Genomic DNA, 12,662 nt, shown 5'->3' on the forward strand with positions numbered 1-12,662 from the left:
CCCCTCAGCGCCGACGGAACACCACGCTGAGATTGTTGGCCGGCATGGCAACACGTTCGGGCGCCCCGAAGCCATGTTGCCCCGCGAGCGCGGCAATCTCATCCAAATCGCGAATGCCCCACAACGGATTGCGCGCCTGCAGGTCAGCGTCGAACGCCTCGTTCCCGGCGCCGGTATGCCGTCCCCCCTCACGGAACGGGCCATACAGAAACAGCAGCCCATCAGCCCCAAGCACCCGTTCTGCACCCGCAATCAGGCCCTCCGTGGCGGACCAGGGCGAGATATGGACCATATTGATTGCAACGACAGCGTCGGCCCGGCTAACCGGCCAGCGGTCCCCGGAGGCATCGAGCCGAAGCGGCGGCAACACGTTCGGCAAGCACTCCGACTCTCGCCAGGCTGCGATGCTCTCCAACGCCTCCGCGTCCAGGTCGGTCGGCTGCCACGTCACCGTCGGCAACGCACGGCTGAACCATACCGCATGCTCGCCCGAGCCGCTGGCAATCTCCAGCACCAGCGCCGACGGAGGCAGCCGGTCCCGCAATACCCCCAAGATCGGGCCGCGATTGCGCGCCGCGGCGGGGTGGGTTCTGGCAGCCGGCTGGTTCATCGCGATCAGCCCACCCCCAATCCCGTCTTCACCGTTTCCGCAACCACATTGCGTGCGACCTCACGCAGCAATTTTCGATCTGCTTCAGGCGTTGCGGCCGGAGCAATACCCGGCACGACCCGGTCGTGGCTGTAGGTCGGCACCGCCGCACCGTTGTGCAGCGTGGGGTGATCGAGGTCCTCGCCCGCGTCCACTGCGCGAATGCCCCGCCTGATCATATTGCGCATCATGATGATGCCGCGGTCGGTGGTGGCCAGATGCTCCAGCCCATGCCGGGCGATGCCGCCGTGAATGCTGACCTGGGCGTCCCAATCGCCGGGGATCCGCTGCCGCTCCTCATACGGGCGATTGCCGTCCTGGCCGAAGACGGTGCTGCGATCCGGGTTCTTGCCCACGGTCGCTCTGTAGTAGCCAATCTGCATCGTATGCGTATCGTCCAAAGGCACCGCCCAGGTCGTCGCCTGCGGGCGGTTCAACGTGTTACGCAGCGCCACCGGATCCTGGTTGGGCGGAAACTGGTGAATGTTCGGCAGGATGAAATCGGCGACCCGCACCCAGACCTTATCCGCGTGGCGGCGCGTGTCGATGTAGACCATGCCGACAGGGGTCTCCATCCAGTCCCACTCGGCCAGTTCCTTGAAATCGGCGCTGAAGCCCTCGCTGCCCGGTAGGGTGTGCAGGAACGCGACGTGCGCCGGATCCATGCTGTTCTCTTTGACCTGCAGCCAATTGCAGTCCCACAGCGTGGGCGCTCGGGCAATCAGATTGTAGCCCGGCAGGTCATAGGTATCGAGGATCGGAAACGGCGGTTTCTTGTCCGGCGGTCCCATGTAGGCGAACACCAGCCCGGCGTGTTCGTGCACCGGATAGGCGCCGTGGCTGAGGCGCTGCTTCAGCGTGCTGTCGGCCGGCTCGCCGGGCGTGTCGAGGATTGTGCCGTCAACATCGAAATGCCAGCCGTGGTAGGGACAGCGGATGCCATGTTCGGCAATCAGGCCGTACTCAAGTGACGTGCCGCGATGCGGACAATAAGGCTCCACCAGGCCGAAGGTTCCGCTTTTGTCACGAAAAACGATGAGATCCTCGCCCAGAATCCGAATGCGGCGCGGCAGATCGCCCAACTCGTTCGCCAGGATAACCGGTTGCCAGAAGCGCCTCAGATACTCGCCGCAGGGGGTGTTTGGTCCGACGCGCGTGAGTTCCTGGTCGTCCGCCGGTAGCCCGCGGTGATGATAGGCACTGTAGGCGGCATTCAGAAATGGAGCTCTCTCGACCATGATGTGTCTCCCTGCGGCCGTTATCGATCGCCGTGCGATACCGTCGTACCGTTTGAGCTGGCAGTTCTTTGGTGCGATATTGAATGTCAGGCGCGCGCAGGGTCAAGGCGACACCGGGCTCCAAAGAGACCGTCCAGAATGGGGGGAACAAAGCCGGTAAGTCATCGCGCCCCTGATCATCCCGCTTTCTCTGTGCTCCGCCCGGCCATGACGGCATTCGAGAGTCGCTGTCAGCGACGCTTCGTATCATGGCCGGTAAACTCCCAGGTTTGGGACGGTCTCCGAGGCTGACTTTCCAGGGTTCAGCGGCGGCTTCCGCCCGGCCCACAGCGCCCACAGGCCGTTGACGTCCCTGGATCAGGCCCTGCCGGCGTGGCTGTCGCCGACTCTGCCGGTTGCTCGACATGCCCCGGAAAATGGCCTGCGCCACATCAGGAAGACGGATGCTGCGTCGCATGCCGTCGCATCATGTGGAGTAGGTGCACGCGAGACTCGAATGCACTCATCATGCGCGTTGCGGCCTCGTGGAACATCCCATTGGCCACATGATCAAGCAGGTGACTCTTGAACTGAAAGTCGACAATCAAGTCGACGTGGGTCGCTCCCCCAGTTGGCGTGAACGTCCAGGTGTTCGTTAGGTGTTCCAGCGGCCCCTCGATGGCGCGCACGGACACCTGCCGTGGTCGGTCCAGCGCGATCTGGCTCGTGAAGCTTTCCTGGAATGGCCCGAACCCGATGACCAGGTCCGCAACGATCTCTCGCTGGTCCTCGCGGTGGATATGCACGCCGCTGCACCACGGGACGAATAAGGGATAGTCCTTCACGTTCGCCACGACTGTAAAAAGCTCATCAGCAGCATAGGCGAGCGTCGCCTGTTCTTCGTGACGCGGCATTTCGTGTCTCCTTTTTATATGTAATGCTGGCCATGCACCGTACCGCTGGGGCAAACGCGACGTCGTCGCGACAATTCGCCATTGCAGAAGTCGCTTATCCCACGTGTACGTTGGCCGCGTAGTGTCAAGGTGATAGAGACGAAAGCAACCGCCACCTGCCGTGCCTGCGCCGCACCCTGCTTGGCGTGCTGTGCGAAAATCATGCAGTTACCGCCCAATACCGCATCACACTGATGCCACGCGACGGCGCCGATCTCGGCCTTACGATCGGCCCATTTCTTGCTGAACCGATGTCAGGGCGGCGCACCGCCCCACGACGATACAAGGAGAGCCGGCCATGCCACCGACATTAGGTAACGAAGCACTCGACTATTTGCTGGCGAGCGCAGGTCTTGACCTCACCGAAGCGCAAAAAGCCGATCTGAAAACGGTCCATGATCGGCTGGCCGCGATGAAGGCGCTTGTCCGCCAACCGCGTGGCCGCATGGCGGAGCCCGCGCACATCTATGGTTTCAGCGAGGAGGATCTCGCGTGAGCACCACCATTCCGAACATCGCCGAAGCGGCAAAGTTGATTGCCACCAAAAAGTTGTCGCCTGTCGAACTGACTCAGGCATGCCTCGGCCGCATCGATCAGATGGACGGCATCCTCCACGCCTTCATCCTGGCGACCCCCGAACGCGCCATGGCGGACGCCAAGGCCGCCGAAGCCGCGATCATGAAGGCGGGGCCGTCGGGACCGATGCACGGCATCCCGATCGGCCTGAAGGACATCGTGGACACGGCGGGCATCGCCACCACCTGCCAGTCCAGGATTCTGTCTGCCAACATCCCCGATGCGGACGCCACCTGCGCGGCGAAGCTGGCAGCAGCCGGCACGGTGCTGATGGGAAAGTTGACGACGCATGAGTTCGCCGATGGCGGGCCGTCCTTCGATCTGCCTGCGCCGCCGGCCCGCAACCCTTGGAACCCCGAACACTTTACCGCCGGATCATCCAGTGGAACCGCCGCGGCAGTGGCGGCGGGCATGATCCTGTGCGGCATCGGGACCGACACTGGCGGCTCCATCCGCGGGCCGGCTGCATTCTGCGGCATCGCCGGGATCAAGCCTACCTATGGCCTGGTATCTCGGGCAGGGGTTGCGCCCGCGGCTTTCAGCCTCGACCATATCGGTCCGATGGCCTGGTCGTCGGAGGATTGCGCCATCATGCTCCAGGTGCTGGCCGGGCACGATCCCAGGGACCCCGCCAGCGCCAACCGGAAGGTGCCGGACTATGGTGCCCTGCTGGGCTCCGGCCTGAAGGGCGTGAAGATCGGCGTCATCCGCCACTTCCATGAAACCGACCATCCCGTTGCTCCGGCGACCCAGCAGGGCATCGACAACGCGTTGATGGTGTTCCGCGACCAGGGCGCGGTGGTCAGCGACGTGACGATTTCGCCGTTGCAGGAATGGCACGCCTGCGGATCGTTGATCTCGATCACCGAACGTGCGGCGGCGTACGAGGAATGGTCACGCACCCGGCTTGGCGATTTCGGCGAACGGGTGCAGCGACGGCTGATGCTGGGTGCGATGGTGTCCGGCGTGGATTATGTCCAGGCGGTGCGCCGCCGGCGGGAGTTGCGTTCGGAACTACAGGCGGCCATGGCGGGACTGGATGTGGTCATCACCGCCGGCGCGCCGGGGGAGGCGCCGAAAATGGATGCCATCTCGCGCTGGGACCTATTCGACAAGCCCAACTTCACCATGCCGTTCAACGTATCCGGCTATCCGGCTATGTGCGTGTGTTCGGGATTTGGCCCTCTGGGCCTGCCGGTGTCCGTGCAGATCGTCGGCAAGCCGTTCCAGGAGGCGACGGTCTTTCAGGTTGCCGACGCGTTCGAAAAGGCCACCGATTTCCGAAACAAGCGCCCGGCTGTGATTGGATAGGGGACTGTCCCAACATTGGGGGACCATGGTGCTTTGGCAAAGATCGGGTCTGCATTGGCGATCCGGTCAAATCGACGCCCAAACCCGGGACCGAGCGTGTCATTGTAGACCGCGCAACAGGTTGTGGTTGATCGAAACGCCGCCGCACAGCCACCGGTAGGCAGCAACGCCGGTTGGTATAACGCTTCAGGCGCTCTCCCGCCGAACGGCGTCCAATTCGTCCCGAGGCGCCTCCGCTTCCCGCCGCAGTCGGCGGAAGCTGCGCACGCTGAACGGCAGCATCCCCAGATAGATCAGCCCTGCCGCCGCCAGCGCCCCCCAGGGGTCGGCCAGCGCGACCGCGGCGTAGGCGCCGGTGCCCAGCAACAGTGGCAGCACATAGGCTGATGGGACCTTGAAGTTCTTGAAGCTCCAGATCGGCAGGGTGGAGACCAGCAGTACGGACGTGCCGATCAGCACTATCGCGCAGAACAGCGGATACTGGGCGGCATCCAGCAGCCAGGTCAGACCGAGCGATTTGGCTTCGAGGCCGAGGAACAGGGGGAACAGCGCCAGTCCGGCACCGGCCGGCGCTGGGACGCCGGTGAAGAAATTATACGCGTAGGCTGGTTTCGGCGCGCCATCGAGGGACGCGTTGAACCGAGCCAGCCGCAGCGCCATGCAGACCGAGAACATCAGGCAGGGGGCGTAGCCATAGGCGCCGCCGCGTTCCAGCGACCACAGATACAGCACGAACGGGGGGGCCACGCCGAAGCAGACGAAATCGGACAGGCTGTCGAACTCGGCCCCGAAGCGTGACGTCGCTTTCAGGAGGCGAGCGAGGCGGCCGTCCAGGCCATCGATCACGGCGGCGGCGGTGATCGCCACGGCCGCGGCGCCGAAGCGTCCCTCCAGCCCGAACCGCATCGATGTCAGGCCGGCGCACAGGCCCAGCATGGTCATCAGGTTCGGGATCATGCGGTTGAAGGACGGACCCTTGAAGCGCGGGCGGTTGCGCGGCCGCGGCCGATAGCGCCGCAGGCGGCGGATCGGCGAGACGGGCGACCGCTCGCTCATGACGCCAGTTCGGCGATTACCGTTTCGCCACCGATCATCGTTTGACCCTCCATGACCAACGGCAGCACGCCCTCGGGCAGATACAGGTCGGTGCGGCTGCCGAAGCGGATGATGCCAAAGCGGTCGCCTGCCGTCACCGGGTCACCTTCGCGCACCGAACACAGGATGCGGCGGGCGATCAGGCCGGCGATCTGCACCACGGCGATTTCCTGGCCGTTATGCAGGCGGATCGCCAGGGCATTGCGTTCGTTCGACTCGCTGGCCTTGTCCAGGCTGGCGCTGACGAAGGCGCCGTGGCGGTAGGCGATGCGGGTGACCACGCCGTCGGCCGGCACGCGGTTGACGTGGACGTCCAGCACCGAGAGGAAGATCGACACCTTCCAGCGCAGGGTGGGGCCGAGGCCCAGTTCCGGCGGCGGGGCGGCCTGGATCACCGAGACCACCCGTCCGTCGGCGGGCGCGACGAACAGGCCGGCTCGGGGGGGCGGGACGCGTTCGGGGTCACGGAAGAAATACAGGCAGAACAGCGTGAAAATCAGCCCCAGCCAGATCAGCCATGTGCCGAAGGCGAACCCGAGCAACAGAACGATCAGGCCGCCCATGATGAATGGGCGTCCAGCCGGGTGCGGGGGCGCCAGAACGCCGCGGATGTCGTCAGTGATGGCCATCAGGCGCGGGGTTATGGAGATTTACCCCGCGCCGGGCAAGGATGGTGCAGTCTCAATAATGATCGGCAGCCATGACGCCTCCGTCAGCGCGAACTTGCCGCGAAGGGATGTCCACTACGATTTATAACGAAATCGGAAACTTGGCGGCCTGCTATCGTGTAAGTAAGGGAATTGCCACGGGAACCATCAGCGTGGACTCGGGAGGTTATGGTTAACGATGAGGCGTTTGGACGGACAGGTCATGTGGTCCGATAGAAATCAAGGTTCTTGGGGGGACGAGGCAAACGAACACCGTCTTTGCGGCACCCCACATCCAGATCGCGGCGCGACCGATCCCGAGCTGGGGGTAGGCGTTGCCCGTTATGCGTGTCCCAGAAGGCCCGGATCGCGCGTTCGCAGTGCATTGGCTGCGATAAGGATAGTCTTGCTGATTTGCATACCTAACGGCCTCGCGGCTGCTGACTCTGGGGCGATCCCGCCACAAGCCGGCTCGACGTTTCGCGACTGCTCAAATTGTCCCGAAATGGTGGTGATTCCTGACGGCACTTTTCTGATGGGGACGTCGCCGAGAGAGGCAGAGCAGGTGCTCGGTGCTGTGGACTTTATCCGGAGTTTCGTGGTGAAACGAAGTGTGGCCGAAGAGCAGCCCCAGCATTTGGTACGCATTGGTCCGCCGTTTGCATTGGGAAAATACCCCGTGACCCGCGGTGAATTTGCCGCCTTCGTCCGGGATACCGGCTATACGGCTACGGGGGGATGCATCTTCTTCGACAATCATCGATATCCAATTCACCCCGAGGATGGGTGGGACAACCCTGGTTTTCCCCAGACAAATCTTGACCCTGTCGTCTGTGTCGGCTGGCAGGATGCTCAGGCCTACGTTTCTTGGTTGAACGATAAGCTCGAGACCAACGGGGCGCAGCGGAACGAGGGAAAATATCGTCTGCCCACCGAAGCCGAATGGGAATACGGGGCCAGGGCAAATCAACAAACGCTGCGCTGGTGGGGTGACGAAATCGGGCGGGGTAACGCCGATTGCGATGGATGTGGAAGCCTATGGGACCATAAAGGAACGGCCCCAGCTGGCAGCTTCCATGTCAACCAGTTCGGGCTTTACGACGTCCTGGGGACCGTGCGGGAGTGGACGGAAGATTGTTGGAATGCGGACTACAAAGCCGCCCCGTCCGACGGTAGCGCTTGGATCGCCGGAGATTGCTCTGAGCGCGTAATACGTGGCGGCGATTGGTCCAGCGATTCTTGGATTTTGCGCTCCGCAAGTCGAACCAGAAATGACATAGCTGGCCGGGCAAATTATGTCGGATTCAGAGTTGCCAAAACGGTTTATTAATCGGGCGCTTTCCAGCGCCGACCACACTGACCCCGCCATCGGTCTACGGAGTGCCGTCGCCAAACCGGTCAGGGACGTTGGATTACAACCGGCACTTCGAGCCAGCACCAACATTCGTCCCCGTGGTCCCGGGTCCAGCAACAGGTGCCGGTGGTTACAATCCTGTGCTAGGATAGAGCATCGGCAAGGGACGAGACCCGGCCATATCGTGGGATTACCCTGATGAGCCCAATGGACGGCATGTACGAAACCGACGTCCTCCTGTGGAGTGAGCGCCAGGCCGAACTACTGCGCCGCCGCGCTGCCGGCGAGCTGGTCAATGAGGCCGAACTGGACTGGCCCAACATCGCGGAGGAGATCGAGGCCTTGGGGAAAAGCGAGCGACGCGAGTTGCGGAATCGGATTGCGACGCTCCTTGACCACCTCATCAAGCTGCAGGCGAGTCCAGCCACGGAGCCGCGAACAGCCTGGCGGAGGACCGTGCGCGAGCAGCGGCGCGGTATTCAGAGGCTGCTCAAGGAAAGCCCAAGCCTGGGACTGGCCGTGCCGGGCATCATCGCTGAAGAGTTGAGCGGAGCGCGGGAAGAAGCTTTGGCCTCCTTGGCCGATAACGATGAGCCGCCGCGCACGGATGTTGCCGGATTGGACTTCGCCGCTGACCAGGTGCTCGGGGCATGGCTGCCCGAGTGAGCGCCTCAATGCGATGCCTGTTCGGGTTCTGAGCTGGATTCCGGCTGAATCGGAGGCGGCGCGGCTTTCTACCGCTTAGGCATGCGGAGTTCCATCGCCGCTTTCCCCCTGAGGACCTGCTTTCGCGATCTGGTATAAGCCCGTCTCCAATATCCAAGTTATGCAGGGTCGGCAGAATTCCTCAGCGCTGCGCTGTCATTATGTGATGCACGAGCGCCGGGGTCCTTCCTTCCCCCCCGGCTCGCCTCAGATCGCGGCCTCTGCGAAGATGCGGCTGGCGTCGCCGTGCCATGCGCCGTTGTAGCGTTGCAGCCAGTGCTCCGCCTGGGTTGGGGCGCCGGCGGCGATCGCCTGTAGCGGGTCGAGATAGGCCTGTTCGTCCTCGCCCACGGCGTTCAGGCGGCGGCGGGCGCGCAGGCCGTCCTTGGCGATGGCGACAACATCGGCGGCGATGTCGCGTAATGTGCCACCCCGCCACGGCGCGGCCAGTCCCTGGCGCGGCACGGCGGTTCGGGCGGTGACGGCGTCTTCCCAGCCGGCGCCGTGCAGCAGGGACTCGGCCGCGGACAGAGCCGCGTCGTCGTAGAGCAGTCCCACCCACAGCGCCGACTGGGCGACCATCATGTCGGCGCGTCCGGCGTCGGCGCCGCGCATTTCCAGGAAGCGCTTCAGGCGCACATCGGTGAACGCGGTGGTCACGTGGTCGGCGAAATCGCCCAGCGTGGCCGTGACGCCGGCCAGTGCGGGCACGCGACCGGCCATGTAGGCGGTGAAGGATTCCCCCGCCACGTCGATATAGCCGCCGTCACGGTAGACGAAATACATCGGCACGTGCTCGATCAGCCAGGCGGCGTAGCGTTCGAAGCCGAAGCCGTCCTCGAACATGACGGGCGGAATGCCGGAACGCTGGTTGTCGGTGTCGGTCCAGACATGCGCCCGGTAGGACAGGAAGCCGTTCGGCTTGCCCTCGGTGAACGGGGAGTTGGCGAACAGCGCGGTGGCCAGCGGCTGCAGCAGCAGCGAGACGCGCAGCTTACGCCGCATGTCCTGTTCGGACGCGTAGTCGAGATTGACCTGCACGGTGCAGGTGCGGGTCATCATGTTCAGGCCCATGCTGCCCACAAGCGGCATGTAGCGCCGCATGATGGCGTAGCGGCCTTTCGGCATCCACGGCATCGCGGACCGGGTGGCCAGCGGGTGGAACCCCAGCGGCGCGAAGCCGGTGTCGAGGCCCTCGCACGCGGCGCGCACCTGCTCGAAATGGGTTTCGAACTCCTGGCGGGTTTCGTGCAGGGTTTCCAGCGGGCCACCGGACAGTTCCAACTGTCCCGCGGGTTCCAGCGACACCGAGGCGGCGCCGTCCTTCAGGCCGATGGTGTTCGGGCCGTCGTTGATGGGTTCGCCGCCGAACCGGGCCAGGCCGGCCAGCACGTCGCGGATGCTGCCGGGCTGGCCATCCGCTGGAAGGTAAGGCGGCGCGGTCAGGTCGGGCCGGCGGAAGCCGAACTTCTCATGCTCCGTGCCGATGCGGAACGCGTCCTTCGGTTTACAGCCGGCGGCGAGGTATTCGGCCATTTGTCGAAGCGAAATCAGAGGCGTGTCGTCAGAGTCTCCAGGATTGGACATGGTATTCCCGAGGCATTTGGTTGTACCGCCGGTTAGGCGATAGGGCGCGCTGGCTGGCCGGAGGCCGGATCGCGAGCGCACCTGACTGTTAAATCCAGGGTACTAGCCCCAGCCGGGCGCTTGCAACAAGGCCAGACCGACGATCGCCGCTGTTTCGGCGCGCAGGATGCGTGGGCCCAGGGAAACCGGGCGGACGAAGCGGCAGCGGTCGAGGGCGGTGTGGTCGCGCGGGCCGAAGCCGCCCTCGGGGCCGATCAGCAGGCCGGCGGGACCGGGCTGGGGCGTCAGCGGCTGGGCATCGGCCCGTTCCAGCGCGACGAAAAGAGTGCGTTCGGCCGGCCATTCCGCCAAATTGTCATGCAGTTGGCGGGCGGGGCGGAACACCGGGACGGTCAGGCGCTCGCTTTGTTCGGCGGCCTCGATAGCGATGGCCCGCAGCCGGTCGAGGTTCACCCGCCCGGCGTTGGTGCGTTCCGTGAACACCGGCAACAGTGTGGAAACGCCGAGTTCGGTGGCCTTCTGCACGACAAGGTCGGTGGTGTCGCGTTTCAGTACGGCGAACATCAGCCACAAATCGGTATCGGCGGCCTGCGGGCGGACCAGGGCCTCCACCGCGAACGTCGCCTTGCCGCGCGACAAGGCGGCGATGCGCGCCGCCCATTCGCCATCGGTGCCGTTGAACAGGTGGACGGTCTCGCCGACCGCCCGGCGCATCACGCTGCCGAGGTAATGGGCCTGGCCTTCGGTCGCCTCGATGGTCGTGCCGTCGGCCAGAAGTGCTTCCACGTACAGGCGGATCATGGCTTTGGTGTATGATGGGTTGATGGAACCATGGAACGGCGATCGAACCTCTCAATGATGCACACGGACATTGTTGCCACCGGCTGGGTCGCTCGTTTGCCGCGCGCCTGGTTGCCCTACCTGCTTCTGGCCCGTGTGGACAGGCCGATCGGTACATGGTTGCTGTTTCTGCCAGGACTATGGGGAATCCTGCTGGCTCGTACGTCCATGAACGAGACGATCCGCCTGGTGACGCTGTTCGCGATCGGCAGCCTGGTGATGCGGGCGGCCGGCTGTGTGGTCAACGATCTGTGGGACCGCGATATCGACCGCATGGTGGCGCGCACCGCCGGACGGCCGCTGGCATCCGGTGCGTTGCGGCCTCGGCACGCACTGGTGTTCCTGGCGGTGCTGCTACTGGTGGGGCTGATGGTGCTGCTGCGGCTGAACCGGCTGTCGCAGGCTTTGGGTGTCGCGTCGCTGCTGCTGGTCGCGCTGTATCCGCTGGCGAAGCGGGTGACGTGGTGGCCGCAATTGATGATGGGCTTCACCTTCGGGTTCGGAGCACCGCTGGGTTACGTGGCCGCCGGGGGGCATCTGGGTGCCACCTGGGTGGCGCTGTACGCGGCCGCGATCCTGTGGGACCTGGGATTCGACACGATCTACGCCCATCAGGACCGGGAGGATGATGCGCTGGTCGGCGTGCGCTCCACCGCCCGGCTCTTCGGGGCGCATACCAGACCGTTCCTGGCCGCGTGCTATGTCGCCGCGGTCGTTGTCCTGGCGCTGGCGGGCTGGCTGGCGGGCCTGGGCGTCTGGTTCTATCCGGCGCTGGCGCTGCCGGCGGTGCTGCTGGCACGGCAGGTCGTGACGCTGGACATCGACGACCCGGCCGGGTGCCTGCGGCTGTTCCGGGCGAACCGGGAGGTCGGGCTGGCGGTCGGGCTGGCGATCCTGGCGGGCTGGTTTTGAACGAGCCTGCACCGGACGCCGAAGCCTTCATCCGCGCGAACACCGTTCTGGCCACCGCGCCGCACGTGCCGGAGATCCGGTTGCATCTGGCCACCGAGATCACCCCGATCTGGCAGGCGACGGAAACCTGGATGGCTGAACAGGGGATCGAGCCGCCGTTCTGGGCGTTCGCATGGCCCGGCGGGCAGGCGCTGGCGCGTCATATCCTCGATCATCCGGCGTTGGTCGCCGGCAAGCGGGTGCTGGACTTCGCCGCCGGTGGCGGAATCGCGGCCATCGCCTGCCGCATGGCCGGCGCGGCGACGGTGGAGGCGGCTGAGATCGACCCTCTGGCGCTCGCCGCGATCGGGCTGAACGCCGCGGTCAACGGCGTCGACGTGGTGCAGGCCCGCGATGTGGTCGGGGCCGCCTGCCGGTGGGATCTGATTCTATGCGGCGACGTCTGTTACGAGGCGCCGATGACGGGCCATATCATGCCGTGGTTGACCGAGATGGCTCGGACAGCCGCGGTGTGGATCGCCGATCCGGGCCGAGCGTATTTGCCGAAGAGCGGCCTTGAGGCAATTGCATCCTATCGGATCGAGACGACGCGAGAGCTGGAAGACCGGACCAGTCGTGACGTGTCGATCTATCGATTTAGGACTGAATAGCAGCCGGCCCACGATGACCAGCTAGTGCTTGGATGGCGTGTGGCGTCATCCGTCGCAAATCATGCGATAGCCGATGGGCGACGGATGGAAATTATGCGGGGTCGGGGGACTCGCGGGCCGGTCGATGCTGCAGTTGCTTGTCGGTCGGTGCTGGGTTATCGCAAAA

The 12,662-nt window shown here is 64.6% G+C and carries 13 protein-coding genes; 6 read left to right on the plus strand and 7 right to left on the minus strand.

The features are described 5' to 3' along the window. Positions 1-4 precede the first annotated feature (4 nt). The 3 genes from GSQ89_RS04810 to GSQ89_RS04820 all read right to left on the minus strand — a co-directional run bounded on the left by GSQ89_RS04810 (position 5) and on the right by GSQ89_RS04820 (position 2,780). Positions 5-610: a DUF938 domain-containing protein gene (locus GSQ89_RS04810; RefSeq protein WP_158922569.1), complete on the minus strand. Its 606-nt coding sequence runs from the start codon at positions 608-610 to the stop codon at positions 5-7. A 5-nt stretch (positions 611-615) separates the two neighbouring features. Beyond that, positions 616-1,887, minus strand: coding sequence for a Rieske 2Fe-2S domain-containing protein (locus tag GSQ89_RS04815; RefSeq protein WP_158922571.1), 1,272 nt, complete (start codon positions 1,885-1,887; stop codon positions 616-618). A 431-nt stretch (positions 1,888-2,318) separates the two neighbouring features. Continuing rightward, complete coding sequence (locus tag GSQ89_RS04820) at positions 2,319-2,780, minus strand: type II toxin-antitoxin system RatA family toxin (protein WP_158922573.1); 462 nt, start codon at positions 2,778-2,780, stop codon at positions 2,319-2,321. A 337-nt stretch (positions 2,781-3,117) separates the two neighbouring features. Here GSQ89_RS04820 and GSQ89_RS04825 point away from each other — a divergent pair, with 337 nt between their 5' ends. Both GSQ89_RS04825 and GSQ89_RS04830 read left to right on the plus strand, forming a co-directional pair. Next, positions 3,118-3,315, plus strand: a complete 198-nt coding sequence (locus tag GSQ89_RS04825) for a hypothetical protein (protein ID WP_158922575.1) — start codon at positions 3,118-3,120, stop codon at positions 3,313-3,315. After that, the gene (locus GSQ89_RS04830) at positions 3,312-4,706 is read left to right on the plus strand and encodes an amidase (protein WP_158922577.1); all 1,395 of its coding nucleotides are present in this window, start codon (positions 3,312-3,314) and stop codon (positions 4,704-4,706) included. The genes GSQ89_RS04825 and GSQ89_RS04830 overlap by 4 nt, the downstream gene beginning before the upstream one ends. A gap of 186 nt (positions 4,707-4,892) precedes the next feature. On the opposite strand, the gene GSQ89_RS04835 is transcribed toward GSQ89_RS04830, so the two are convergent. Together GSQ89_RS04835 and GSQ89_RS04840 are read right to left on the minus strand one after the other, a co-directional pair. Further along, the gene (locus GSQ89_RS04835; protein WP_254073076.1) at positions 4,893-5,762 is read right to left on the minus strand and encodes a phosphatidylcholine/phosphatidylserine synthase; all 870 of its coding nucleotides are present in this window, start codon (positions 5,760-5,762) and stop codon (positions 4,893-4,895) included. Then, complete coding sequence (locus GSQ89_RS04840; RefSeq protein ID WP_158922579.1) at positions 5,759-6,430, minus strand: phosphatidylserine decarboxylase; 672 nt, start codon at positions 6,428-6,430, stop codon at positions 5,759-5,761. Before GSQ89_RS04840 ends, GSQ89_RS04835 begins: the two co-directional genes overlap by 4 nt. A 424-nt stretch (positions 6,431-6,854) precedes the next feature. Between GSQ89_RS04840 and GSQ89_RS04845 the strand changes: the two genes are divergently transcribed. Together GSQ89_RS04845 and GSQ89_RS04850 are read left to right on the plus strand one after the other, a co-directional pair. Then, the gene (locus GSQ89_RS04845; RefSeq protein ID WP_158922581.1) at positions 6,855-7,778 is read left to right on the plus strand and encodes a formylglycine-generating enzyme family protein; all 924 of its coding nucleotides are present in this window, start codon (positions 6,855-6,857) and stop codon (positions 7,776-7,778) included. 222 nt (positions 7,779-8,000) lie between these two features. Beyond that, positions 8,001-8,468 (plus strand): DUF29 domain-containing protein, encoded by a 468-nt coding sequence (locus GSQ89_RS04850; RefSeq protein ID WP_158922583.1) that lies wholly within the window; start codon positions 8,001-8,003, stop codon positions 8,466-8,468. 246 nt (positions 8,469-8,714) lie between these two features. On the opposite strand, the gene GSQ89_RS04855 is transcribed toward GSQ89_RS04850, so the two are convergent. Next, a complete protein-coding gene (locus tag GSQ89_RS04855) occupies positions 8,715-10,094 on the minus strand; it encodes a glutamate--cysteine ligase (RefSeq protein ID WP_158922585.1) in 1,380 nt (459 codons plus the stop codon). 102 nt (positions 10,095-10,196) lie between these two features. Beyond that, positions 10,197-10,895, minus strand: coding sequence for a 16S rRNA (uracil(1498)-N(3))-methyltransferase (locus GSQ89_RS04860; protein ID WP_158922587.1), 699 nt, complete (start codon positions 10,893-10,895; stop codon positions 10,197-10,199). 54 nt (positions 10,896-10,949) lie between these two features. Between GSQ89_RS04860 and ubiA the strand changes: the two genes are divergently transcribed. Both ubiA and GSQ89_RS04870 read left to right on the plus strand, forming a co-directional pair. Then, positions 10,950-11,846, plus strand: coding sequence for a 4-hydroxybenzoate octaprenyltransferase (ubiA, locus tag GSQ89_RS04865; protein WP_254073077.1), 897 nt, complete (start codon positions 10,950-10,952; stop codon positions 11,844-11,846). Next, entirely contained in the window at positions 11,843-12,496 is a 654-nt protein-coding gene (locus tag GSQ89_RS04870; protein WP_158922590.1) for a methyltransferase, read from the plus strand. The genes ubiA and GSQ89_RS04870 overlap by 4 nt, the downstream gene beginning before the upstream one ends. The last annotated feature ends 166 nt before the right edge of the window (positions 12,497-12,662 follow it).

This window comes from Acidisphaera sp. S103 (assembly GCF_009765975.1).
Taxonomy (GTDB): Bacteria; Pseudomonadota; Alphaproteobacteria; order Acetobacterales; family Acetobacteraceae; genus Rhodopila.